Annotated in this window: 19 protein-coding genes; 13 read left to right on the top strand and 6 right to left on the bottom strand. The window is 73.4% G+C overall.

All coding sequences use genetic code 11. From position 1 onward, the window contains the following. The first annotated feature begins 1 nt into the window (after position 1). From AB0M27_RS12815 to AB0M27_RS12805, 3 genes are all read left to right on the top strand, one after another. Positions 2 to 832, top strand: coding sequence for an alpha/beta fold hydrolase (locus AB0M27_RS12815; RefSeq protein WP_365720856.1), 831 nt, complete (start codon positions 2 to 4; stop codon positions 830 to 832). 596 nt (positions 833 to 1,428) lie between these two features. Further along, entirely contained in the window at positions 1,429 to 3,012 is a 1,584-nt protein-coding gene (locus tag AB0M27_RS12810) for an alkaline phosphatase D family protein (protein ID WP_365720854.1), read from the top strand. 304 nt (positions 3,013 to 3,316) lie between these two features. Next, positions 3,317 to 4,765, top strand: coding sequence for a GNAT family N-acetyltransferase (locus AB0M27_RS12805; RefSeq protein ID WP_365720852.1), 1,449 nt, complete (start codon positions 3,317 to 3,319; stop codon positions 4,763 to 4,765). A gap of 160 nt (positions 4,766 to 4,925) precedes the next feature. Here AB0M27_RS12805 and AB0M27_RS12800 read toward each other — a convergent pair whose 3' ends face one another. Then, entirely contained in the window at positions 4,926 to 6,125 is a 1,200-nt protein-coding gene (locus AB0M27_RS12800) for a PLP-dependent transferase (RefSeq protein ID WP_365720850.1), read from the bottom strand. A 60-nt stretch (positions 6,126 to 6,185) separates the two neighbouring features. Here AB0M27_RS12800 and AB0M27_RS12795 point away from each other — a divergent pair, with 60 nt between their 5' ends. Next, positions 6,186 to 6,671 carry an Lrp/AsnC family transcriptional regulator gene (locus AB0M27_RS12795; protein ID WP_365720848.1) on the top strand — a complete coding sequence of 162 codons (486 nt, stop codon included), beginning with the start codon at positions 6,186 to 6,188 and terminating at the stop codon, positions 6,669 to 6,671. Between the two features lie 52 nt (positions 6,672 to 6,723). Further along, positions 6,724 to 8,415: a DUF885 domain-containing protein gene (locus AB0M27_RS12790; protein ID WP_365720847.1), complete on the top strand. Its 1,692-nt coding sequence runs from the start codon at positions 6,724 to 6,726 to the stop codon at positions 8,413 to 8,415. 10 nt (positions 8,416 to 8,425) lie between these two features. On the opposite strand, the gene AB0M27_RS12785 is transcribed toward AB0M27_RS12790, so the two are convergent. Then, complete coding sequence (locus AB0M27_RS12785) at positions 8,426 to 9,268, bottom strand: SDR family oxidoreductase (protein ID WP_365720845.1); 843 nt, start codon at positions 9,266 to 9,268, stop codon at positions 8,426 to 8,428. 716 nt (positions 9,269 to 9,984) lie between these two features. On the opposite strand from AB0M27_RS12785, the gene AB0M27_RS12780 reads away from it, so the two are divergent. The 5 genes from AB0M27_RS12780 (at position 9,985) to AB0M27_RS12760 (ending at position 14,029) form a co-directional block, all read left to right on the top strand. Further along, positions 9,985 to 10,185 (top strand): hypothetical protein, encoded by a 201-nt coding sequence (locus AB0M27_RS12780; RefSeq protein WP_365720843.1) that lies wholly within the window; start codon positions 9,985 to 9,987, stop codon positions 10,183 to 10,185. A 130-nt stretch (positions 10,186 to 10,315) separates the two neighbouring features. Next, positions 10,316 to 10,993 carry a hypothetical protein gene (locus AB0M27_RS12775; RefSeq protein ID WP_365720841.1) on the top strand — a complete coding sequence of 226 codons (678 nt, stop codon included), beginning with the start codon at positions 10,316 to 10,318 and terminating at the stop codon, positions 10,991 to 10,993. Between the two features lie 169 nt (positions 10,994 to 11,162). Beyond that, on the top strand, positions 11,163 to 11,393 hold the full coding sequence (locus AB0M27_RS12770) for a ferredoxin (protein WP_365720839.1): 231 nt from the start codon (positions 11,163 to 11,165) through the stop codon (positions 11,391 to 11,393). Further along, positions 11,383 to 12,774: an FAD/NAD(P)-binding oxidoreductase gene (locus AB0M27_RS12765; RefSeq protein WP_365720837.1), complete on the top strand. Its 1,392-nt coding sequence runs from the start codon at positions 11,383 to 11,385 to the stop codon at positions 12,772 to 12,774. Before AB0M27_RS12770 ends, AB0M27_RS12765 begins: the two co-directional genes overlap by 11 nt. A 34-nt stretch (positions 12,775 to 12,808) precedes the next feature. Beyond that, positions 12,809 to 14,029: a cytochrome P450 gene (locus tag AB0M27_RS12760; RefSeq protein WP_365720835.1), complete on the top strand. Its 1,221-nt coding sequence runs from the start codon at positions 12,809 to 12,811 to the stop codon at positions 14,027 to 14,029. A gap of 6 nt (positions 14,030 to 14,035) precedes the next feature. On the opposite strand, the gene AB0M27_RS12755 is transcribed toward AB0M27_RS12760, so the two are convergent. Both AB0M27_RS12755 and AB0M27_RS12750 read right to left on the bottom strand, forming a co-directional pair. Continuing rightward, on the bottom strand, positions 14,036 to 14,551 hold the full coding sequence (locus tag AB0M27_RS12755) for an immunity 21 family protein (RefSeq protein WP_365720833.1): 516 nt from the start codon (positions 14,549 to 14,551) through the stop codon (positions 14,036 to 14,038). 26 nt (positions 14,552 to 14,577) lie between these two features. After that, a complete protein-coding gene (locus AB0M27_RS12750; protein ID WP_365720831.1) occupies positions 14,578 to 15,063 on the bottom strand; it encodes a rhodanese-like domain-containing protein in 486 nt (161 codons plus the stop codon). Between the two features lie 94 nt (positions 15,064 to 15,157). On the opposite strand from AB0M27_RS12750, the gene AB0M27_RS12745 reads away from it, so the two are divergent. Next, complete coding sequence (locus AB0M27_RS12745; RefSeq protein WP_365720829.1) at positions 15,158 to 15,604, top strand: Lrp/AsnC family transcriptional regulator; 447 nt, start codon at positions 15,158 to 15,160, stop codon at positions 15,602 to 15,604. 12 nt (positions 15,605 to 15,616) lie between these two features. Here the strand turns inward: AB0M27_RS12745 and AB0M27_RS12740 are convergent, their stop codons facing one another. Further along, positions 15,617 to 18,607: an SMC family ATPase gene (locus AB0M27_RS12740; protein WP_365720827.1), complete on the bottom strand. Its 2,991-nt coding sequence runs from the start codon at positions 18,605 to 18,607 to the stop codon at positions 15,617 to 15,619. Continuing rightward, positions 18,604 to 19,767, bottom strand: a complete 1,164-nt coding sequence (locus tag AB0M27_RS12735; protein ID WP_365720825.1) for an exonuclease SbcCD subunit D — start codon at positions 19,765 to 19,767, stop codon at positions 18,604 to 18,606. The genes AB0M27_RS12740 and AB0M27_RS12735 overlap by 4 nt, the downstream gene beginning before the upstream one ends. Positions 19,768 to 20,023: 256 nt before the next feature. Between AB0M27_RS12735 and AB0M27_RS12730 the strand changes: the two genes are divergently transcribed. Together AB0M27_RS12730 and AB0M27_RS12725 are read left to right on the top strand one after the other, a co-directional pair. After that, complete coding sequence (locus tag AB0M27_RS12730) at positions 20,024 to 20,422, top strand: hypothetical protein (protein ID WP_365720823.1); 399 nt, start codon at positions 20,024 to 20,026, stop codon at positions 20,420 to 20,422. A 161-nt stretch (positions 20,423 to 20,583) separates the two neighbouring features. Beyond that, complete coding sequence (locus AB0M27_RS12725) at positions 20,584 to 22,926, top strand: hypothetical protein (RefSeq protein WP_365720821.1); 2,343 nt, start codon at positions 20,584 to 20,586, stop codon at positions 22,924 to 22,926. The last annotated feature ends 28 nt before the right edge of the window (positions 22,927 to 22,954 follow it).

Genomic DNA, 22,954 nt, shown 5'->3' with positions numbered 1-22,954 from the left:
CATGTCCGCCACCGTCTCCTTCAAGGTCCCCACTCAGCTCGGCCCGAAGGACGTGACCGTGTCCTACGCGCGCGTGGGACGCGGCGAACCGCTGGTCCTGCTGCACGGCATCGGTCACCACCGGCAGGCCTGGGACCCGGTCGTGGACATCCTCGCCACCGAGCGCGACGTGATCACCGTCGACCTGCCGGGCTTCGGCGCGTCCCCCGGCCTGCCGGACGGCCTCGCCTACGACCTGCCCACCACCAACTCCGTACTCGGCGCCCTGTTCGAGGCGCTGGAGCTGGACCGGCCGCACATCGCGGGCAACTCGCTGGGCGGCCTGCTCGCCCTGGAGCTCGGCCGGGAGAAGCTCGTACGGTCCATCACGGCCCTCTCCCCGGCCGGCTTCTGGACGGAGGCCGAGCGCCGGTACGCCTTCACGGTGCTGCTCGCGATGCGGGGCATCGCCCAGCGGCTTCCGCTGCCGCTGGTGGAGCGGCTGTCGCGCACCGCGGCCGGCCGTACCGCGCTGACGAGCACCATCTACGCGCGCCCCGCGCTGCGCGCCCCGGAGGCCGTGGTCGCCGAGACGCTCGCACTGGTGGGGGCCGCCGGGTTCGAGGCGACGCTGCGGGCGGGCACCACCGTCCGGTTCACCGACGCCCTGCCGGGTCTGCCGGTCACGGTGGCCTGGGGCACCAGGGACCGGCTCCTCGTACGCCGCCAGGGCGTGCGCGCCAAGCAGCTGATCCCGCACGCCCGGCTGGTACGGCTGCCCGGCTGCGGCCACTGCCCGATGAACGACGACCCGGCGCTGGTCGCGCGGGTCATTCTGGACGGCAGCCAGTGAGCGTGCCGACGTCGGCGACGGGCGGCGGACCGGCCGGGTCGAGCTCGCTGCGATGGACGAGCCGACTTCCGAGGGGGCCCCTCACGCGTAGAGCCGAGCCGGTCGTCGGTATCGGCTCGCTGAAGGGGCCGCACCCGACAACCGGCGCGCCCGACGATGACGGCGCCGGGCCGATCGCAGGGTGTGCCGCTTCACGGGAGGCGCGGGGCCCGTAGTCGCGCACGTCCCGCCGAAGGGCCTGGGCCGGCCGCCGGGTGCGGGGCCCTGCCGAAGCGACTTGCCCCGGCCGTAGGTATCGCGCCGCACGCGGGTGCGTGTGGGCGGGAAACTACCGCCTGGCCGGTCAGGCAGACCGCCCTGCACCGGCCCGCGTCTGCCCCTGCACGCCAGCACGCGCGCGTACGTGCTCGTACGTGCGGCCCCGAGTGGCGGCACTCGAACCGCACTGCCGCACAACAAACCATGCGCGACCACGGCGGCCGGTCGGCGGTGCCTTCCCAAGGCCCGTTGTTCACTTCGGGTTTCCGCGCGCGCCGCAGCGTCCCAGTAGGTGTGGCTTTGCACACTGGCCGGATCCCGTTCCTGGAGGCGCAGCCATGTCAGACCGTCCGTTCCCCGGCCGCCGCAGCGTTCTGCGCGGCTCCCTGGTCGCGTCGGCGGCCCTCACCCTGCCCGTCGGCCTCGGCGCGGCCCCGGCGTTCGCCCGTTCCGGGCGCCCCCAGGCGAGCTGGGGCGTGCAGGCGGGCGATGTGACCACCGACTCCGGCCTGGTGTGGGTGCGTTCGGACCGGCCGGCCCGGATGATCGTGGAGACCTCGGCCACCGAGTCGTTCCGCAACCCGCGCAGATGGCGCGGTCCGCTGCTGGGCTCCGGCACGGACTTCACCGGCACCACCCGCCTGCGGGGTCTGCCCTCGGGCGAGCAGATCCACTACCGCGTGACGCTCGCCGACCCGGACGACACGCGCCGCACGAGCGAGCCGGTCACCGGCACCTTCCGTACCGCGCCCGCCCGGCGCCGCCAGGACGTGCGGTTCGTGTGGTCCGGCGACCTGGCCGGACAGGGCTGGGGAATCAACGAGTCCATCGGCGGCTACCGCATCTTCGACGCGATGGCGAAGGTCGACCCCGACTTCTTCCTGTGCAGCGGCGACAACATCTACGCCGACGGCCCGATCGCGGCGACCGCAACCCTGCCCGACGGCAGCGTCTACCGCAATGTCACCACCGAGGAGAAGTCGCACGTCGCGATCAGCCTGGACGACTACCGGGGCAACTTCCGCTACAACCTGCTGGACTCGGCGCTGCGCCGGTTCAACGCCCAGGTGCCGAACATCATCCAGTGGGACGACCACGAGGTCCGCAACAACTGGTACCCGGGCGAGGTCATCGGCACAGGCACCCCCTACCCGGCCGGCACCAGGCTCGACGACCTGGCGCTGCGCTCCCGGCAGGCGTTCTCCGAGTACTTCCCGATCTCGACCGTCAGCGAGCGCCCGGACGGCCGGATCTACCGGGTCGTCCACCACGGTCCGATGCTCGACGTGTTCGTGCTCGACATGCGCACCTACCGCAACGCGAACTCCCCCGACAACCAGACCACGGACCCGGTGGGCATCCTCGGCCGCGAGCAGCTGGAGTGGCTCAAGCGGGAGCTCGCCAAGTCCCGCGCGGTGTGGAAGGTGATCGCCAACGACATGCCGCTCGGGCTGGTCGTGCCCGACCCGGTCGAGGGCAAGCCGAACTTCGAGGCCGTCGCACAGGGCGACCCGGGCGCTCCGCTCGGCCGCGAGCTGCAGATCGCCGAGCTGCTGCGCTTCATCAAGCACCGGCGGATCACCGGCACGGTGTGGCTGACGGCCGATGTGCACCACACCTCCGCCCAGCACTACGACCCGTCGCGGGCCGCGTTCAAGGACTTCGAGCCTTTCTGGGAGTTCGTCTCCGGCCCGCTCAACGCGGGCGCCTTCCCGGCCAGCGCGCTGGACGGCACGTTCGGCCCGGACCGGGTGTTCGTCAAGGCGCCCACCGCGTCCAACGTGTCGCCGGCCCAGGGCTACCAGTTCTTCGGCGAGGTCGACATCGACGGCGGCAGCGCTGAACTGACGGTACGGCTGCGCGAGTACGACGGCACCGTGCTGTTCACGCAGACGCTCCAGCCGGGCCGCGTCGGCCAGTAGGCACCGACCGGCCCGCCGGTCCCGTACCCTTCATCCGTGCCGCGCACCGGCGTCATCCCACGGCGCGCGGCACGGTCAACTCCTCCGTTCCACGGCCCTTTTCGCAGGTCGCACGGATTGTCAGTGGCCGCCTCTACGGTTTTCGTATGACGCGAGCACTCGATGACGACAACGCCACGATCTGGGGTCGGGCGGTACGGGGCCGGACAGCCCTAGAAAATGCAACAAACCGGACGGAGCATGCTTTACCCATCGGTCACAATCAGTTCGTGATCACGCAACACCTTTCCTTCACAGTGGCTGCATGACTGCAGAAATGTCTGATGTGACCCGAGCGAAACACGGACGCCCCGTGCACCACTGGCGGCGGGACGTCGTCGAACTCGCCGCGCTGTTCACGGCCGTCGCCGTGGCCGACGGAGTGGCGAACCTGATCGGGCACGGTCCCGACGGTCCCGCCCTGCTGGTGATCTCGGCGCTCATGCTGGCCGCGACGGCCGGCTTCCACACCTGGTGGGCACGGCACCACGGACATGCACCGCCGGCCGGTGATACCGGCGCCCGGCCGACCGCCGAGACGCGGTCGGCCGGGCCTTCCGGGCAGCCGGGCGACGCCACGGACGACGTGGTCGACACCGGTGCGCTGTGGCGGATGCGGACCACCGTGAAGGACGAGCCGGGCTCGCTGGCGGCGCTGTGCACGGCACTGGCCGAGCGGCGCGTCGACATCCTGAGCCTCCAGACTCACCCGCTCGCCGACGGCACCGTGGACGAGTTCCTGCTGCGGGCGCCGGGCGCGCTGCAGGCGGCCGAGATCACCCGGGCGGTCTCGCAGGCCGGCGGGGAGTCCACCTGGATCGAGCGGGCCGACGCGCACGACCTGGTCGACGCCCCCACCCGCGTGCTCGGGCTGGCCGCCCGCACCGCGCTGGACGCCGCCGAACTGCCGCTGGCGCTGCGCCAGTTGCTGGGCCGGTGCACGATCCGCTCGCTGCCCGGGACACCGGCCGGCGGGGGCCGCGGGCCCGAGCCGGTGCCGGTCGAGGGCGTGCTGGAGGACACCGTGATGCGGCTGCCGGCGCCGGAGGGCGGGGTGCTCACCGTGGAGCGGCCGTATCTGCCGTTCACGCCCACCGAGTTCGCCCGGGCCCGGGCGCTGGTGGACCTCGACAACCGGCTCGGTCCGCGGATCCCGCGCGGCAAGGACGTGCTGACCCTGCCCGAGGGCAACGAGATCACCGTCCGCCGGGCGGACACCGGAGACCTGGCCGCGGCGAAGGCGATGCACGAGCGGTGCTCGCCGCGCACCCTCGGCATGCGCTACCACGGCCCGGTCGGCGACGCGGACCGCTATCTGAACCACCTGCTCAGCCCCCGTTTCGGCCGGACGCTTGCGGCGCAGACCACCTCGGGCCGCATCGTCGGACTCGGCCACCTGCTGTGGGACGGCGACGAGACCGAGGTCGCGCTGCTGATCGAGGACGACTGGCAGCAGCGCGGCGTCGGCGGTGAGCTGCTCGGCCGGCTGGTGGCGATGGCCGTGGACGCCGGCTGCGAGAGCGTGTACGCCGTGACCCAGGCGTCCAACACCGGCATGGTCGCCGCGATGCGCCGCCTCGGCCTGCCCCTGGACTACCAGATCGAGGAGGGCACGCTCGTCATCACCGCCCGTCTGGACGCCGCTCCGACCCCCACCCCGCGCCCGTACGACACCGCCCTCCGTCACCTCGGCACTCAGGCCCGCCGCGACTGACCCACGGCACAGCCGCGACCACCCTTCCATGCGCCCGGGGCCCGGCCCCGGGCGCCCTACACAGGCAGCCGCGCCATGAATCCGCCGCAACGGCGCCCAGCCACCACGGCGGTGTCCGGCGGTGCCCCACTCACCCGCACCCACCACCGGCCGCTACCGCTCAGCGCACCGCTTCCCGCAGCGGCACCGGGGTCCGGGCGGCGGGTTCGCCCAGCGCCTGGTCGAGGTCCGCCCACAGATCGTCGACGTCCTCCAGCCCCACCGACAACCGCAGCAGGCGGTCGCTCACCCCCGCGCCGCGCCGGTCGTCGGCGTCGACGATGCGGTGGCTGATGGAGGCGGGGTGCTGGATGAGCGTGTCGACGCTGCCGAGGCTCACCGCCGGGGTGACGAGCCGGACCCGGGAGATGATCTCGTGCGGATCGCCAAGCACCTCGAAGGCGATCATCGCGCCGCCGATGCGCGGATAGTGGACGCGGGCCACGCGCGGGTCGGCGGCGAGCCGGCCGGCCAGTTCGGCGGCGTTCGCGGAGGCGGCCCGCACCCGCACCGGGAGCGTGGACAGTCCCCTCAGCAGCAGATAGCCCGCCAGCGGATGCAGCACCCCACCGGTGGCGAACCGTATCTGCCGTAGCCGGCCCGCGAACTCCTCGTCGCAGGCTACGACTCCGGCCAGCACATCGCCGTGGCCGCCGAGGTACTTGGTGGCGCTGTGCAGCACCAGGCGGGCGCCGTGCTCGGCCGGGCGTTGCAGCACGGGCGTGGCAAAGGTGTTGTCGGCAAGCAGCGGGACCGAACCGCAGGCGTGCGCGACGGCCCGCAGGTCGAGCTCGGCGAGGGTCGGATTGGCCGGGGACTCCACCATCACCAGGCCGGTGTCCGGACGCAGGGCGTCGGCGATGCCGGCCGGGTCGGTCCAGGTGACCTCGGTGCCGAGCAGCCCGGCGGTCAGCAGATGGTCGCTGCAGCCGTACAGGGGCCGTACCGCGACGACATGCCGCAGGCCCGTGGAGGAGCCGGCGAGGAGGACCGCGCTGAGCGCCGCCATCCCGCTGGCGAAGGCGACCGCGGACTCGGTGCCCTCCAGGCGGGCAAGGGCGGTCTCGAAGCGGGCGACGGTCGGGTTGCCGAGCCGGCCGTAGACGGGCGGTCCGACCGGGTCGGCGCCGTCGGTGGCGAAGGCGTCGATGCGGGCGGCCTCACCGCGGCTGTCGTACGAGGGGTAGGTGGTCGACAGGTCGATCGGCGGGGCGTGCAGGCCCTGGCGGGCGAGATCGTCGCGGCCGGCGTGCACGGCTTCCGTGGCCAGGGCTCTCCATGCGGTGCGTACGCCGTGGTAGGCACCGGTGCTCGTTTCCATGCACGGAAGGGTGAACAGCGAACGGTTCTCCGGCTGCGAACACCGTGCTACGTTCGGCCCATGACCGAATCTGTCGTACTGGATCCGGTGGATCTCCATCTGCTGCGACTGCTGCAGAACGACGCCCGGACCACTTATCGCGATCTCGCCGCACAGGTGGGCGTGGCGCCGTCGACCTGTCTGGACCGGGTGACCCGGCTGCGTCGCTCCGGAGTGATCCTCGGCCACCAGCTGCGGCTGGATCCGGCCAAGCTGGGGCGCGGGCTCCAGGCGCTGCTGTCGGTGCAGGTGCGGCCGCACCGGCGGGAGCTGGTCGGGCCGTTCGTGGAGCGGATCCGGGCACTGCCGGAGACCCTGACCGTGTTCCATCTGACCGGGCCGGACGACTATCTGGTGCATGTGGCCGTCGCGGACATGGCCGATCTGCAGCGGCTGGTGCTGGACGAGTTCACCGCGCGGCGCGAGGTGGCCCGGGTGGAGACCCGGTTGATCTTCCAGCAGTGGGACTGCGGGCCGCTGCTGCCGCCCGGCCACGCCCAGAGCTGAATCCCCCCATACGTGGGTGACGCGGTGATCCTTCTCGTACGAGGATGGGCCCATGTCTGAGACCAAGAGCCCGCTGCCCCGCCAGGTGGCAGACGCGTACGTGGACGACCTCATCGCCCTCGACCCGGTCACCGGTACCTACCTCGGTGTGAAGGAGAGTTCGAGCCGGCTGCCCGACTACTCGCCCGCGGGGCAGGCGGCCCTCGCGGAGCTGGCGCGGACCACGCTGGCGAAGCTGGACGAGGCGGAGCGGCAGCCGGGGGCGGACAGTGACGCGGAGCGGCGCTGCGGGCGGCTGCTGCGGGAGCGGCTGACCGCCGAGCTCGCCGTGCACGAGGCGGACGAGCACCTGCGCGCGGTCGGCAACATGGCCACGCCGGGCCACTCGGTGCGGGACATCTTCACGGTCACGCCGGCGCAGACGGACGAGGACTGGGCGGCGATCGCCGAGCGCCTGCGCGCGGTGCCGGGCGCGCTGGCGGGCTACCGTGAGTCGCTGCAACTCGGCCTGGACCGCAAGTTGTTCGCGGCGCCGCGGCCGACGGCGACGTACATCGAGCAGCTCACCGAGTGGACGGACACGGACGGCAAGGGCCGTGGCTGGTACGAGGACTTCGCCGCCGCCGGGCCTCAGGCGCTGCGCGCGGAGCTGGACGAGGCGGCCCGTGCGGCGACCGCGGCCCTGGTGGCGCTGCGGGACTGGCTGCGGGACGTGTACGCGCCGGGGATCGAGGGCGCCCCGAACACGGTGGGCCGCGAGCGGTACGCGCGCTGGTCCCGCTATTTCAACGGCACCGATCTGGACCTGGACGAGGCGTACGCGTACGGCTGGTCGGAGTTCCACCGGATCCTCGGCGAGATGAAGCAGGAGGCGGAGAAGATCCTGCCCGGCGCCGAGACCCCGTGGGTGGCGCTCGCGCACCTCGACGAGCACGGCCGGCACATCGAGGGTGTGGAGGAGGTGCGGGAGTGGCTGCAGGGCCTGATGGACAAGGCCATCGAGGACCTGGACGGCACACACTTCGAACTCGCCGAGCGCGTGCGGAAGGTGGAGTCGCGCATCGCCCCGCCCGGCGGCGCCGCCGCCCCCTACTACACGCCTCCGTCGGAGGACTTCTCCCGCCCCGGCCGCACCTGGCTGCCCACCATGGGGCAGACCCGCTTCCCGGTCTACGACCTGGTCTCGACCTGGTACCACGAGGGCGTGCCCGGGCATCACCTCCAGCTCGCGCAGTGGGCGCACGTGGCGGAGAACCTCTCCCGCTACCAGGCGACGATCGGCGGGGTCAGCGCCAACGCCGAGGGCTGGGCGCTGTACGCCGAGCGGCTGATGGACGAGCTGGGCTACCTCACCAATCCCGAGGAACGGCTCGGCTACCTGGACGCGCAGATGATGCGGGCGGCCCGGGTGATCGTGGACATCGGCATGCACCTGGAGCTGGAGATCCCCGCCGACTCGCCGTTCCACCCCGGTGAGCGGTGGACGCCGGAGCTGGCGCAGGAGTTCTTCGGCGCGCACAGCAGCCGGCCGGCGGACTTCGTGGAGAGCGAGCTGACCCGGTATCTGACGATTCCTGGCCAGGCGATCGGCTACAAGCTCGGTGAGCGGGCGTGGCTGCTGGGGCGGGAGAAGGCGCGCGAGCGACACGGCGACGCGTTCGACCTGAAGGCCTGGCACATGGCGGCGCTGTCGCAGGGTTCGCTGGGCCTGGACGACCTGGTGGACGAGCTGGCCCGGCTCTGACCCCCCGGCGTCAGCGCCGCAAGCCGCCCTCCGAGTTGATGACCTCCCCGGTGATCCAGCCGGCCTCGTCGGTGGCCAGCCACGCGATGAGGCGGGCCGGGTCGTCGGGGAGGCCCCAGCGTCCGCCGGGGAAGCGGGCGGCGACGGCGGCATGGGCCTCGCCGGTGGCGTAACCTGTGTCCACCGGGCCGGGGTTGACGGCGTTCACCGTGATGCCGTTCCCGGCCAGCGTGCCCGCCAGGGAGCGGGTGATCGAGGCGAGGGCGCCCTTCTGGAGGGCGTAGGCGATCTCGCCGGGCATGCCGCCGCCGAGGTCCTGTCCGGAGGTCATCAGCACCACCCGTCCGCCGGGAGTGCCCGCGGGCAGCCGGGCGCGCGAGCGGGCGTAGGCCTGGAGGAGCAGCAGGACCGAGCGGGTGTCGACCGCCCAGTGCGCGTCGAGCATCGCGGCGTCGATCTCGTCCAGGGTGCCGTCCGAGCCGCTGAGGGCGTGGTTGGCGACAAGGATGTCCAGGCGGCCGAACTCACCGACGACCGTGTCGATCAGCCGGGCCGGTTCCGCCGGGTCGGCGAGGTCGCCGGGTCCGGAGACGACGCGGGCCGCGGGGTCGCCGAGCACGGCACGCACGGAGCCGAGGACGGCCTCGGGACTGTCGGCACCCCACGGCATCGCAGCGTCGTGCGGCACATGATGATGCAGATACACACTCGCCCCGTACGCCGCCAACCGCCGCGCCACGGCATGCCCGATCCCGGCCCGCCGACTCGCCCCGGTGACAAGGGCGGTACGGCCGCGCAGGGGCAACGGGTCGCGGCGCAGCTCATCCGGGGCGGGGAGCTTGTTCGCAGGCATGGCGGATCACCTTAGGGGGCCGGGGCAGCGGGGCGCGAGCGAATTCGGGGCGGCGGGGGCTGGGCACCTGGGCCGGCGGCGGGGGTGGGAGGGGTGCGGATGTGAGGGCAGGCGGCGGACGCGACCGCGTCGGAGACCGGGATGAGGCACTATCGGGGACCGGGGCGAGGCCCGCGCGTGTTGAGGGGCTGGGCAGAAAGACGCGCGCGTGGCGGGGCCGAGGCCAACGACACGCGCGTTGAGGAGCCGAGCCGAAGGACGCACGCGTGGGGTCCGCCGAGGCACACGCCCGTAGAAGGCTCGGCCGGTCCGAGGCACGCGCGCGTGGAAGCCTGGGCCGGGCGAGGCACACGAGCGTGGAGACCGGCTCCCGGCGCAAGCGAATGCCGCACCGACTCGGAGCGCAACCGCCGATCGTCCGTCCGCCGGGCCACGCCCCGACCCCGAGCGCGAGCACACCGACATCCGACCAGCTGTGCACTCGACGGCCGCGACAGCGGCTGCGCTGACTCCCGAAACCCGTCGATCAACGACTTCCGTTCGCCGGGAACGGAGTTCGCCATTCGCGCCGATCGTATGGAGATGTGCCCAACTCCCCCGGCGGACCTGGCTCGAGGCCGCACGCACCTTGAGACTGGCAGCCGCCACTCGCGACCCGTCCGAGCAGTGCGACGGCCGCCGAACCTCACGGGCCGATCGTCGACCAGGGAGTCCAGATGCGTCTGCGCAAGCGAGCAGTTGCCGCAGTGTTCGTGGCCACCGCAGCTTTCACCGCCCTCGCCTCCCAGGCCGTGGCCGCTCCCATGCCCTGTGAGACCAGCAAGACCCCCACGGTCACCACCCACGACACCACCTCCACGCCGGCCGGCGGCACCGGCACGGTCACCGTGCTGTGCGGAACCCCCTGCTACCAGTAGGCGGCGCCGTAGGCCACCGGCGTCATCACCCCGTACCGCACATCGCTCGGCCGTCCGGCCGTCCCCGGTGGCGTGGCCGGTTGGGTGTGGGCTAGCTGGTGCCGGAGCGAAGCGGAGGAGGCGGGCCGGCATGCAGCAGAAGGGGTCGGCGCAGCAGGCGCTGGAGACGCCGCGGGCCGCCGGGCTGGCCGGAGTCGTGTTCGCGCTGTTGCTGGCAGCGACGATCGTCCTGGTCCGGCTGGGGATGCCCGAGGGAGCCGACGCGGTCACCGCCCAGGGGTTCACCAACGCCGCGCGGCGCGGCGCGCTGCAGACGGCCCTCGCGCTCGTGCCGTTCGCCGGCATCTTCTTCCTGTGGTTCATGGGCACGATCCGGGCGCATGTCGGTGCGGTCGAGGACAGGTTTCTGGCCACCGTGTTCCTGGGCAGCGGCCTGGTCTTCACCGCCACGCTGTTCGGCGCCGCCGCGGCGGCCGGTGCCGTGCTCTCGGTCGCCCACCCCGCCGGCACCGCGCCCGCGCCCGCGTCCTGGGACTTCGGCCGCCACTTCGCGTACACGATGATGACGGGGTACGCGATGCGGATGGCGGCCGTCTTCGTGTCCGTCGTGTCGGCGATCGGCCACCGTCTCGGGGTCCTGCCTCGCCGGCTCACCGCCCTGGGCTTCCTCACCGCCCTGACCCTGCTCTTCGTCTCGAGCAACGTGCCCTGGTCGGAGCTGGTCTTCCCGGGCTGGTCGCTGGTGCTCAGTGTCCACATCCTGCTGGCGAGCGGTCGCCCCCGGGTGCCTCCCGCACCCCCGGCGTGACGGATCGAAGAGGTGCGCCACGGCGTGGCCGCCGCCCCGGACGGGTTCCCCGACGGGCGATCTCGCCGCACCGGTCTCATGCTGACAAGGGGACATGACCGCCGTCCGGGAATGCCGCGCGAAACGGCCGGCACTCACCGGACCTGGCCACCGGAAGGGCTGAGCGTCGATGCGGCTCGTCGTCGATCTCAACAAGTGTCAGGGGTACGCCCAGTGCGCGTTCCTCGCGCCCGACGTCTTCGCCCTGCACGGCGAAGAGGCGCTGATCTACAACCCGCAGGCCCCCGAGGAACAGCGGGAACGGCTGGCCCGCGCCGTCGCCGCCTGCCCGGTGCAGGCGATCACCGCGGACGGGCTGGACGACGCCGGAGACGTCCGGGAGTCGTCCGATGGCTGCTGACCACATGGAGTGGCTACGGCGCGAAGGCCGTATCGTCATCGTCGGCGCCTCGCTGGCGGGTCTGCGGGCCGCCGAGACGCTGCGCGCCGAGGGCTTCACCGGTGAGCTGACCCTGATCGGTGACGAGCCGTACGAACCGTACGACCGGCCGCCGCTGTCCAAGTCCGTCCTGCTGGGGCGGGCGTCCCCGCACCGCACCGAGCTGCCGCATCGCCGGGAGATCGACGCCAAGTGGCGGCTCGGTGTCCCGGCGACCGGCCTGGACCTGGCGGCCAAGCGGGTCCGGCTGGCCGACGGGGACGAGGTGGAGTACGACCGGCTGCTCATCGCGACCGGCGTCCGCGCCCGGCCCTGGCCGAAGGAGGAGGAGGCCCGGCTGGACGGCGTCTGCCTGCTGCGGACGCGGGACGACGCGGCCGATCTGTACCAGCGGCTGAAGGCGGGGCCGCGCCGGGTGTTCGTCATCGGCGCGGGTTTCGCCGGTTCGGAGGTCGCCTCGGCCTGCCGGGAGATGGGCCTGGCCGTCACCGTGGCGGAGCGCGCGGGTGCGCCGCTGGTGGGTGCGCTCGGCGGGGTGATCGGCGCGGTCGCCGCCGACCTGCAGACCGACAACGGCGTCGATCTGCGCACCCGGGTCACGGTGACGGGGCTGGAGGGCGACTCGGCCGGCCGGGTGCGGGCCGTCCATCTGTCCGACGAGAGCAGCGTCGAGGCGGATGTCGTGCTCGTCTCGCTGGGGTCGGTGCGCAACACCGACTGGCTGTCCGGGTCGGGGCTCGGCGCGGGGCCCCGGGGCATCGCCTGTGACGCGGGGTGCCGGGCCTTCGACTTCCGGGGCATCGTCACCGACGACGTCTTCGTCGCGGGCGACGTGGCGCGGTCCCCGCACGCCCTGTTCGGCTACCAGTTCCTCTCGTTGGAGCACTGGGGCAACGCCGTGGCGCAGGCGGAGACGGCGGCGCACAACATGATCTGCCATGGCGCCGACCGCCGACCGCACCTGTGGATGCCCGCCTTCTGGTCCTCGATGTTCGGGGTGAACATCAAGTCGGTCGGCGTGCCGCCCATGGGCGAGCAGCTCATGATCACGCAGGGTTCGCTGGCCGAGCGCCGGTTCGTCGGCGTCTACGGCTATCAGGGCCGCATCGTGGCCGCGGTGAGCTTCGACAACACGCGGTGGCTGGAGTTCTACCAGCGGCAGATCGAGCGGGGCACGCCGTTCCCGGTGGAGTTCCCGACGGTGGACCGGCGCCCCGAGGGCCGGCAGCCGGTGGATGCCGACTTCCCCGACCCCTCCCTGCCGACGCACGGCCCCATGGTGACGCTCAGCGGCTACTCGCCGGCCGACCAGCAGCTGCTCTTCCACCCCGCCCACCCCTGACCGCCGCCCGGCTCCGATGCTTCAAGGACCTGTCATGCCGTCGATGTTGCGCCAGATCACCGACTTCGCGAACCGCGCCAACCCGTATCCGATCTACGAGGAACTCCGCAGGACGCCGGTGCTCCACGAGGAGGACGGCCCCTACGTCATCAGCACGTACTACGACATCGAGGCCCTGCTCCACGACCCGCGGATCAGCTCGGACGCCGGCAACGTGACCGCCGGCGGGGACGACGAGCTGTCCGGGCAGGAGGCCACGGGGCTGCCCCCGAGCTTCATCCGGCTCGACCCGCCGGAGCACGACCGGCTGCGCAGGATCGCCAACAGCTCCTTCGGGCCACCGCACCGGCCGCGGCGGATCGAGAACCTGCGGGGCGACCTGGGTGAGATCGTCACCGGGCTGATCGACGGCTTCGGGGACGCGCGGCAGATCGACCTGGTCGACCAGTTCGCCTACCCCTTCCCGGTGACCGTGATCTGCCGGCTGCTCGGCGTGCCGCGCGAGGACGAGCCCCGCTTCCGTGCCTGGGTCGACCCGATCGTCGCCGGCCTGGACCCCGACACCCGCACCAGCGCCGACTCCGAGCGGACCGCGCAGGAGGCACGGCTGCAGCTCGGCTTGTACCTGAACGGGCTGGTGGAGCAGCGTGCCAAGGAGCCTCGCGACGACATGCTGTCCGACCTGGTGGACAGCAAGGGTCCGGACGGCGCCATGACGACGATGGAAGTGCTCAGCACGGCGGTGCTGCTGCTCATCGCCGGTCACGAGACGACCGTCAACCTCATCACCAACGGCATGCTCACGCTGCTGCGCCACCCGGAGGTCCTGGAGCGGCTGCGCAACGACCCCGGCCTGTCGGTCAGGATCGTGGAGGAACTGCTGCGCTACGAGCCGCCGGTGCAGCTCCTGCCGCAGCGCACCTGCATCGCCGACATCGAGGTGCACGGGGTGACCATTCCCGAGGGCTCACGCATCTGGCTGGTCCTGGCCGCGGGCAACCGGGACCCGGAGCGGTTCAAGGACCCCGACCGCTTCGACCCGGACCGTCAGGACATCCAGCACCTCGGGTTCGGCAGCGGGATCCACAGCTGCTTCGGCGCTCCGCTGGCCCGGCTGGAGGCCCAGATCGCGCTGTCCGAACTGGCCCGGCGCCTGGAGAATCCCCGTCTGGTCGAGGACCCGCCGCCGTACCGGCAGAACGCGGTGCTGCGCGGCCCCCGGCACCTCAACATCGCCTTCGACGGCCTGCGTTGACCTCGGTCAGTGCGCGAGCCGGCTGAGCTGGACCAGCCCGACCCAGGTCTCCGGCCCCGGCTGCACGTACGCGGCCCGCACCGCGTACGTGCCGGCCTCCAGCGGCACCCGGAGGTGCTCGTTGCGGCCGGCCGCCCGCCCAGGCCAGGCCGAGTCGAACAGCAGCACCGGCCCGGGCACCCGCCAGCGCACCTCGCTCCCCCACACCGCCGCGTCCAGGGCGGCGGCGACACCGGTGAGGAGTTCCGCCTCGGAGTCCGCGGCGGACCACCGTACGAAGGTGGTGTGGTCCGGCAGGTACGAGGTGGCGGCGGGTTCGTCGCCGAACACCAGGGCCGCGCTGTCGCCGACGGGCAGCAGGCCTACGTAACCGTCGACCTCGCACGCCCGGTCGTAGTCCGTGTCGAGTTCCTCGCTGTCGGCGCCCGTCCAGAACGGCAGCACCGTCTCCGGCACGGCTATCAGCGGGCCGCCGCCCGATTCCACCCACTCCAGCGCGCCTGGATCCGCGTATCGAGCCATGGGCAGAGAACCTACACGGGTGTCGATCAGCAGCCGCACTCGCCTTCGACGGGCGCGGTCAGCGGGTCGGCGTCGCGCTGGGCACGCCCTTGCCAGGTCTCGTAGGCGAGGCCCTCGCGCGCCCAGTACTCGAAGCCGCCGAGCATCTCCTTGACCTGGTAGCCGAGTTCGGCGAGGGCGAGAGCGGCGCGGGTGGCGCCGTTGCAGCCCGGGCCCCAGCAGTACGTCACCACCGGCACGGACTTGTCCAGGAGCTGCCCGGCCCGCTCGGGGATGAGCGCGGTGGGCAGGTGGACGGCGCCCGGGATGTGGCCCTGGTCCCAGGACTCGGTCGAGCGCGAGTCCACGACGACGAAGCCGGGGTCGCCGCCGGCCGCGAGCGCCGCGGCCACGTCGGAGACGTCGGCGTGGAAGGCCAGGCTCGCCCGGAAGTGGGCGGCGGCCTCGGCGGGGACGGCGGGGGCGACGCGCAGGACGGGGTTCGCGGAGGTCTGTGTGGTGTCCGTGATCATGACTGGAAATTTACGGCGCCCGGCTCGCTCCCTGAAGTGGGACTCCACGGCGTTCCCCTTGTCCAAGCCGGGATTCCGCTGCTATCCATCCGGGATGACCGTGTATTCCCCGGACGCCACCGACTGGCGCATTCTCGAGGTCCTCCAGCGGGAGGGACGGGCCAGCTACGCCGAGCTGGCGCGGGCCGTCTCCATGTCGCCGAGCGCCGTCACCGAACGGGTCCGGCGGCTGGAGGAGGCGGGCGTGATCCAGGGGTACGCGGCTGTCGTGGATCCCGAGCGGCTCGGGCTGCCGATCCTGGCGTTCGTACGGCTGCGCTATCCGAACGGCAACTACAAGCCGTTCCACGACCTGGTGGCCGCGACGCCCGAGATCCTGGAGGCGCACCATGTGACGGGCGACGACTGCTTCGTCATCAAGGTCGCCGCCCGCTCCATGCCGCACCTGGAGGAGATCTCCGGGAAGATCGGCGCGCTGGGCTCGGTGACCACCAGCGTGGTGTACTCCTCACCGCTGCCCCGGCGCGCGCTGGGCCGCTGACCCGGTACCTGGTCAGACACCCCGCTGCCGCAGCGCCGACCCCGATCTGCCCTTGACGACCTCCAGTTGGGCGTGGATCCGGCGGCGCAGGTCGGGGACGTGGCTGACGATGCCGACGCTGCGGTCGCGTTCGCGCAGGGAGTCGAGGACGTCCAGGACCTCGTCGAGGGTCTGGTCGTCGAGGCTGCCGAAGCCCTCGTCGATGAAGAGGGTGTCGAGGCGGATGCCGCCGGCCTCTTCGGTGACGACGTCCGCGAGGCCGAGGGCGAGGGCGAGGGAGGCGAAGAAGGTCTCGCCACCGGACAGGGTGGCGGTGTCGCGCTCGCGTCCCGTCCAGGCGTCGACCACGTGCAGCCCGAGCCCGCTGCGGCCGCGCCCGGTGCGGTCGTCGGAGTGCACGAGGGTGTAGCGGCCCGAGGACATGCGCTGCAGCCGGGCGGTCGCGGCGGCGGCGACCTGCTCCAGGCGGGCCGCGAGCACGTACGACTCTAGGCGCATCTTGCGTTCGTTGTCGGCGGAGGTGCCCGCGGTGAGGGTGGCGAGGCGGGCGACCCGGTCGTACTCCTCGCGGATCGGGGCGAGCCGGTGTACGGCCTCGCCGGCTCGCGCGGAGAGGCGGTCCAGCTCTGCGCAGCAGCGGGCCGCCGCGTCGCGCGCGGACGCCGCCTCGCGCAGCCGGTGTTCGGCCTTGGCGGCCGCGCGCTCGGCCGTGGCCGGGTCGGCGGGCGGGCGCTGGGCGGCGGCCGCGGTGTCGGACTCCGCCAGCACCGCGCGTACGGCGGCCTCCTCGGCCTGCCACGCGTCCAGGCGGTGCTGCAGCTCGCGGTGGGCCGCGGCGTCCAGGAGGGCGGCGGCCGCGGCCTGCGGGGTGTCGAATCCGGCCCGGTATGCGGCGTCGGCCAGGCGGGCGTCGGCGTCCTTCAGGCGCTGGGCGGCATCCTCGGCGGCGCGTACGGCGTCGGCGGCGGCGGTGAGCAGTGCCGCCTGCCGCTCCAGCTGCGCGGCACGGGCGGCCACGCTGCCGGAGTTGCCGCGCGCCTTGGTCAACTCCGCTTCCAGCTGGGCCTGTTCACGCTCCAGCATCTCGCGCCGGGTGAGCCGGGAGGCGGCCCGTACGGCGGCCTGCTGGCGGTCGGCGAGGCGCTGCTCACGCTCGTGCTCGGCGCGCCGCAGCTCCTCGTGGGCGGCGTGCAGCGCGGAGGCGTCGCGGCGCGCGCGGGCGTACTCCTGCTCCAACTCGACGGCGGCCTCTTCGAGTTGGCCGGTGGGCGTGTCGCCGGCCTCGGCGGTGGCGGCGGCCAGGGCCTCGCGGACGACGCCGAGCCGCCGCTGGTCCTCGGTGTGCTGCTCCTCGGCGCGCTGGTACGCGGTGAGGGCCCGCTCCTCGGTCTCGCGGTCGACGTGTCCGGCGACCTTGCAGGCCGGCGCCGGGTGTTCGGTGGCTCCGCAGACGGCGCAGGGCTCGCCGTCGGTGAGGTGGGCGGCCAGTTCGGCGGCGATGCCGTTCAGGCGCTGTTCCTTGAGGTCCAGCCAGTGGGCGCGGGCGTCGAGGGCGCGCTGCTCGGAGGCGAGTGCCCGGCGCTGGGCGTCCTGAAGGTCCGCGGCCAGCTGGTCCCGGGTACGGGCCGCGTCGAGGCGCCCGCGCATCGGTTCCCGCCGGACGGCGAGCTGTTCGGCGCGGGTGGCGGCCTCCTGGGCGGAGTCGACGCGGGACTGCAGCGCCGCGCGGGTGGCGTCCCACTCGGCGAGCCAGGCCTCGGCGTCGCGGAGCACGTCCTCGTCGTCGCGCTCCTGGCGGTCGAGCCCGGACCGTTCCTCGGCCAGTTCGGCGAGCCGTTGCTCGGCGCGCCGGGCCGCGTCCAGGCCGCCCAGTTCGCCGGCGGCCCGGCGGGCGGCGGCGGCGAGTCCGCCCGCGCCCGCGTCGGCGTAGGAGTCGGGGAGCATGCCACGCGTGCGTGCCTCGGCCGCGGCCGCCCTGCGGTGCTCCTCCTCGGCCACCTCGCGCAGCTCCAGCGCGGGCGCGACCGCCTCCGCCTTGCGGGACCGCTCCATGCGCCGCTGGGCCTCGTGATGGGCGCCGGCCCGCTCCTGCAGCCGCTCGGCGCGCTGCCGGGCCTCGGCGAAACGGCCCTGCAGCCGGGCGAGTTCGCGTACGTCGTCCAGGGCGCGCCGGGTCGCGGCGTGGGCGGATTCGGCGGCGGCGAGCCCGCAGTGGGCGACGGTCAGGCGTTCGCGGGCGGTGGCACGGGCGACGGCGGCGGCGCCGAGCACGGCGTCGGCCAGGCCAGGGTCGCCGGGGGCCAGCTCGGGCAGCTCCATGGCGTCGCCGGCCTCCTGCTGCATGCGGTGGGCGTCGGCGAGCAGCGCCGCGTCGCCCTCACGCACGCGTGCCTCGGTGGCACGGCGACGCTCGGCGAGGCGCTTTTCGACGTCGGCGAAGCGCTGGGTGTCGAAGAGGCGGCCCAGCAGCCGGCCGCGGGCCTCGGCGTCGGCGCGCAGAAAGCGGGCGAAGTCGCCCTGGGGCAGCAGCACGACCTGGCAGAACTGCTCACGGCTCATGCCGAGCAACTGGGCGATCTCCTCGCCGATCTCCTGGTGGGAGCGGCTGCGGTCCTTCCAGGCGCCGGCCGTCGCGTCGTACTCGCGCAGCCAGGTCTGGGCCTTGTCGACGGTCGTGCCGGTGCCACGGAGTTTGGGCCGCTCCCAGGGCGGCTGCCGGGTGATCTCCAGGCGGCGGCCGGCGACGGTGAGGTCGAGGCGGACCTCGGTGCGGGTGCGTGGCTCGGCGTGGTCGCTGCGCAGGTGCATGCCCTGGCCGCTCTGGCGGGCGCCGGGGACGGAGCCGTACAGGGCGTAGCAGACGGCGTCCAGGACGGAGGTCTTGCCGGCGCCGGTGGGGCCGTGCAGCAGGAAGAGCCCGGCGGCGGACAGGGCGTCGAAGTCGACGCTCCGGGAGCCGCCGAAGGGCCCGAAGGCGGTGATGTCGAGCCGGTGCAGCCTCACCGGGCCACCTCCCGCACGGTGGCGTCGGCGCGCACGGCGTCGAAGGCCTCGCGCAGCACGGCCGCCTCCCGTTCGTCGGGCCCGGCGCCGCGCACATGGGCGACGAAGTCCTCGGCGATCTGCTGGTCGCTGCGGCCCGCGAGGCGCCGGGCGTACGAGACCTGGGGGTCGTCCGGGGCGCGCTCGGGGGCGAAGACGAGGCTGAGGGTGTGCGGGAAGCGCTCGGTGAGCCGGGCCATGGGGTCGGCGGGGCGGACCGCGTCGGTGAGGGTGGCCTCGACCCAGGCGCCCTCGTGGCGGGCCAGCGCGGGATCGGCGATGAGGTCGTCCAACGTGCCCCTGACACGGGCCAGCGGGCGCGGCACCGGGCAGTCGACGCGCTCGGCGCGCACCGAGCCGTCGCCGCCGAGGTCCACCAGCCACATGCTCTTGCGGTGGTCGGTTTCCGAGAAGGAGTACGCGAGCGGGGAGCCCGAGTAGCGCACGCGCTCGGTGATGGTCTGGCAGCCGTGCAGATGGCCGAGCGCCACATAGTCGACGCCGTCGAAGACCCCGGCCGGTACGGCGGCGACCCCGCCCACGGTGATGTCCCGCTCGCTGTCGCTGGCCTGGCCGCCGGTGACGAAGGCGTGGGCGAGGACCACCGAGCGGGTGCCGGGCGCGCGCGTGGCGAGGTCGGCACGGACACGGTCCATGGCGGCGCCGAGCACGGCCTCGTGACCGGCCTTGTCCACCACGAACTCGTCCTTCACCAGGGCGGGTTCGAGATACGGCAGCCCGTAGAACGCGACGTCCCCATGCGCGTCGGTCAGCACGACGGGGTTGCCGGCGGCCGACGGCTCGGTGCGCAGATGGATGCCCGCGCGGCCGATGAGCCCGGCGCCGACGCCGAGCCGGCGGGCCGAGTCGTGGTTGCCGGAGATCATCACCGTGGGCACGCCGACGTCCGCGAGGCGGTGCAGGGCGTCGTCGAACAGCTCGACCGCGGCGAGCGGGGGCACCGCGCGGTCGTACACATCGCCCGACACGACCACCGCCTCCACCTCGCGCTCCCGCGCGGTGGTGACGAGGTGACCGATGAACTCTGCCTGGGCCCCGAGCATGTTCACCCGGTGGAAGGCCCGGCCGAGATGCCAGTCGGACGTGTGCAGGAGTCTCATGATCCCCGAGACTAACGGCCGGGTCCGACATCACGGGCGGTTACTCCCGTCTTCGTCGCTTCACCACTCTCGTCCCGTATCGGCGAACGCCGCGGCCCCGGTGGTCGTTTGCGGGCAGTCCCCGACGGGTGGTCGGATCGCTCCGCCACGGATCAGGTTCGGCGAATTTCGGCCAATGTGAGAAGAAGCACTCCGGGGCCCGTGGACGTCCCCTAGATTGACTGTCCTGTTCGGGCTGGGTTTCGGGGGGAACGGCATGGATCCGGTGACGGCCGTGGCAGCGGCGGGCGTGGCGCTCGTGGTCAAGGGAGCGCTGGAGACGGCGGGGCAGGAGGCCGGCCGTTCGGGCTGGGCCAGCGGTGCCCACCTGGTGGAACGGATCCGCGCGCGGTTCCGGGGCAACGCGGACGCCGAGGGCGCCCTGGACCGGCTCACCGACACACCGGACGACGAGAGCGCCCAGCAGGCCTTGGAGCGGCAGCTCGCCGCGCACATGTTGCTCGACCCGGGCTTCGAGGCGGAGATCCGCCGATTCGTGGACGAGGCCGTCGCCGCTCAGGGCCGTTCCGGAGCCCAGATCAGCGCAGCACTGATCAAGAACGCCCAGGTGTTCAACGGCAAGGTCGACGTGCTGGGGAACTGGACGACGTCGTAACGCCACCGCCGTCGCCCCCGGGGGCCCGTCGCGCGGCAGCGCGTCCGGCGTCCCCTCATCCACGCGGGCCCGGGAACGCGCGAGCGCGCCGGGTTTCCGCCCGGTGCCCGACGGCCACCCCACCGACCGCACCGCTGATTCGAAGGCCGAAGAACCAGATCATGAGCGAGGACAGCGTTTCCGCGAGCCCCCGGTCCTTAGCCGACACCGCGGACCGTCCGGGCGATCCGCCCCGGCACAAGGACAAGGAACCCGCCAAGCGCGGCTCAGGCGCAGAGGCGAGTACGCCGGAACCAGAGAAGGACGCCGCCGCGCGGGACGCCGAGCCGCCGCGCAGGGACGCCGAGGAGCACGACGGCCCGGTCAGCGAGCAGGACGCGCTGCGCTCCCTGACCGGGGGCAGCGGGCGTGACGACGCCGAGCGGTCCGAAGCGCTGCGCGCCGGGGCCATCGCCGACGAGATCGCCCGGCGGCTGAACGCCGACGCCTCCGGCACCCGCATCGGCACGCTCGCGCTGTTCAACGCGGACGTGAGTTTCGGCGGCGGCTTCCACACCGGTGGCGGACGAAGCGGCGGGCCGCGGACGGGTGGGATGTCCGTGCTCGCCATCGACGCGACCGACGTCGCCGACCACACCGAGCTGTTCGTCGCCCCCGAGGGCTACGGCGAGGCGCTGGACGCCCTGCGCGAGCGGCGGGTGCTGCTGCTCACCGCCCCGCCGGGCAGCGGCCGGGAGGCCGTCGCCGTGAACCTGCTGGGGGAAGCGCTCGCCATGGACGGCGGCGGGGCCGGCTGCCACCGGCTGCTGAGACCCGCGGCCGTGCTGGAGGCGGGATGGGAACCGCCCGTGAAGAACTCCGGGTACCTCGCGCCACTCGACGACGGGCCGGCGGTCGACGACTCGTTCGCCGCCTCCTTCCTCGGTGGGCACACCCATGGCACGGCCCAGTGGGCCGCGGTCGTCGCCGCGCTCCGCGCCTCCGGCTGCTTCCTGGTCCTGACCGGCGGCCATGACCTGGACGTGCTCGCCGCGGGACCGGGCGGCGACCAGGTGGCCCGGCACGCGCTCGCCCCGGTCGACCCACTGGCCATCGTCGAACGCCGGGTGCTCGGCCACGGCGGCAGCCCGGACGCGTACGCCGATCTGCACCGGCTGCTGGAACGCACCGGAGCCACGACGGCACTGCGCGAGCAGCCCGCGGCCCGTAACGCCGCACGGCTCGCCTCCGTGATCCGCGCGGACGGCGACGTGACCGCCACGGTGGCTCAGCTGCGCGACCCGAGCGAACAGGTACGGGCCTGGTTCAACCGGTACCGCGCACCGGACGCGCTGGCCTTCGCGCTGGCGGCCGCCGTGCTGGAGGAGTCCGGTTACCTCACCGTCGCGGACGCCGCGGTGAAGCTGCACGCGGCTCTCGTAGAGCCCCAAACCGCCCCGTCCGACCTGAGGTTCGGGGATCGGCTCGGCCACGAGCAGCAATGGATCCGGCTGGAGGTGCCCGACGAGGGCGGCTTCGCCCCGCCCCGTGTCCGGTTCCGCAACTCGCTGCTGGGGCAGGCCATCCTGACCTACGCCTGGAATCTGCTGGACGGGCGCCGCGAGGCCGTACTCGGCTGGCTGCGCGGCCTGCTGACCCACCGTGACCTCGAGGTGCGGGCCCGCGCCGCGGTCGCGGCCGGCATGCTGGCGCTGACCGATCCGCATTACGCGGTGCACCGATTCCTCACGACCTGGGCGGGCAGCACCTCCTGGCCGCTGCGGCAGGCCGCCGCCACCGCCCTGGGCGTGGCGGGCAGCCGCCCGCAGACGGCGGAGGCGGTGTGGCAGCTGCTGCACCAGTGGGCGAGCGGCGACGCATCAGCCCACCAGCGCCGACTGGCGGGCACGGCGGCGAACGCGGTGGGCGGGCTGCTCGGGCGTGCGGCCCCTCACCGGGCCGTGGCCGTCCTGCGCAGCGCACTGGACCGGGAGGACGACTGGGGCACGCTGCCGTCGGTGGCATGGGGCGGCGTCCACCTCATCCACCAGGGGCAGACGGCGGCGGTCCTGGAGGCCTACCTGAACTGGTCCGAGCCACAGAACCTGTCCCCCATGGTCGTCAAGTCGCTGTCGGCGTTCGTGTTCGCGCTGTCCCAGCCGTACGAGGAGCCGGTCATCGACGCCGCCGACGACCACGACCACGCGCGCGTGCCGGGCGTGCCCGTCCTGCTCAGCGAACTGCCGCGGCACCAGGACCGGCTCGCCGAGCTGTGGGCGCGCGCCCTGGCCCGCCGGCCCGTGCAGGAGTCCGCGCTGGAAGCCCTGCACGCGTGGATCGACATCTACGCCGGCAAATGCCCCGGTGCCCTCGACGCCATCGGCGCGCTGCTGGTCTCCGTCGCCGGCCGGCCCGGACGGCACAACGAGCGGCTCACCTGGTGGCTGGAGAAGTGGGCCCGCGACCGCGAGAAGCCTTCGGCCGGAGCCGCACGCCTGCTCCGCACACTGGACCGCGCCCGGTGAGGCCCACCGCGCCGGCATCGCGACACCG

The sequence above is a fragment of the Streptomyces sp. NPDC052107 genome (assembly GCF_040680215.1).
Taxonomy (GTDB): domain Bacteria; phylum Actinomycetota; class Actinomycetes; order Streptomycetales; family Streptomycetaceae; genus Streptomyces.
The sequence above is the reverse complement of the archived record's forward strand: the minus strand, read 5'-3'. Positions and strand labels throughout refer to the sequence as shown.

What these genes read in the sequence shown, in the direction of transcription:
- AB0M27_RS12815 (WP_365720856.1), top strand. Translation starts at nt 2, where the DNA reads ATGTCCGCCACCGTCTCCTTCAAGGTCCCCACTCAGCTCGGCCCGAAG.
- AB0M27_RS12810 (WP_365720854.1), top strand. Translation starts at nt 1,429, where the DNA reads ATGTCAGACCGTCCGTTCCCCGGCCGCCGCAGCGTTCTGCGCGGCTCC.
- AB0M27_RS12805 (WP_365720852.1), top strand. Translation starts at nt 3,317, where the DNA reads ATGACTGCAGAAATGTCTGATGTGACCCGAGCGAAACACGGACGCCCC.
- AB0M27_RS12800 (WP_365720850.1), bottom strand. Translation starts at nt 6,125, where the DNA reads ATGGAAACGAGCACCGGTGCCTACCACGGCGTACGCACCGCATGGAGA.
- AB0M27_RS12795 (WP_365720848.1), top strand. Translation starts at nt 6,186, where the DNA reads ATGACCGAATCTGTCGTACTGGATCCGGTGGATCTCCATCTGCTGCGA.
- AB0M27_RS12790 (WP_365720847.1), top strand. Translation starts at nt 6,724, where the DNA reads ATGTCTGAGACCAAGAGCCCGCTGCCCCGCCAGGTGGCAGACGCGTAC.
- AB0M27_RS12785 (WP_365720845.1), bottom strand. Translation starts at nt 9,268, where the DNA reads ATGCCTGCGAACAAGCTCCCCGCCCCGGATGAGCTGCGCCGCGACCCG.
- AB0M27_RS12780 (WP_365720843.1), top strand. Translation starts at nt 9,985, where the DNA reads ATGCGTCTGCGCAAGCGAGCAGTTGCCGCAGTGTTCGTGGCCACCGCA.
- AB0M27_RS12775 (WP_365720841.1), top strand. Translation starts at nt 10,316, where the DNA reads ATGCAGCAGAAGGGGTCGGCGCAGCAGGCGCTGGAGACGCCGCGGGCC.
- AB0M27_RS12770 (WP_365720839.1), top strand. Translation starts at nt 11,163, where the DNA reads ATGCGGCTCGTCGTCGATCTCAACAAGTGTCAGGGGTACGCCCAGTGC.
- AB0M27_RS12765 (WP_365720837.1), top strand. Translation starts at nt 11,383, where the DNA reads ATGGCTGCTGACCACATGGAGTGGCTACGGCGCGAAGGCCGTATCGTC.
- AB0M27_RS12760 (WP_365720835.1), top strand. Translation starts at nt 12,809, where the DNA reads ATGCCGTCGATGTTGCGCCAGATCACCGACTTCGCGAACCGCGCCAAC.
- AB0M27_RS12755 (WP_365720833.1), bottom strand. Translation starts at nt 14,551, where the DNA reads ATGGCTCGATACGCGGATCCAGGCGCGCTGGAGTGGGTGGAATCGGGC.
- AB0M27_RS12750 (WP_365720831.1), bottom strand. Translation starts at nt 15,063, where the DNA reads ATGATCACGGACACCACACAGACCTCCGCGAACCCCGTCCTGCGCGTC.
- AB0M27_RS12745 (WP_365720829.1), top strand. Translation starts at nt 15,158, where the DNA reads ATGACCGTGTATTCCCCGGACGCCACCGACTGGCGCATTCTCGAGGTC.
- AB0M27_RS12735 (WP_365720825.1), bottom strand. Translation starts at nt 19,767, where the DNA reads ATGAGACTCCTGCACACGTCCGACTGGCATCTCGGCCGGGCCTTCCAC.
- AB0M27_RS12730 (WP_365720823.1), top strand. Translation starts at nt 20,024, where the DNA reads ATGGATCCGGTGACGGCCGTGGCAGCGGCGGGCGTGGCGCTCGTGGTC.
- AB0M27_RS12725 (WP_365720821.1), top strand. Translation starts at nt 20,584, where the DNA reads ATGAGCGAGGACAGCGTTTCCGCGAGCCCCCGGTCCTTAGCCGACACC.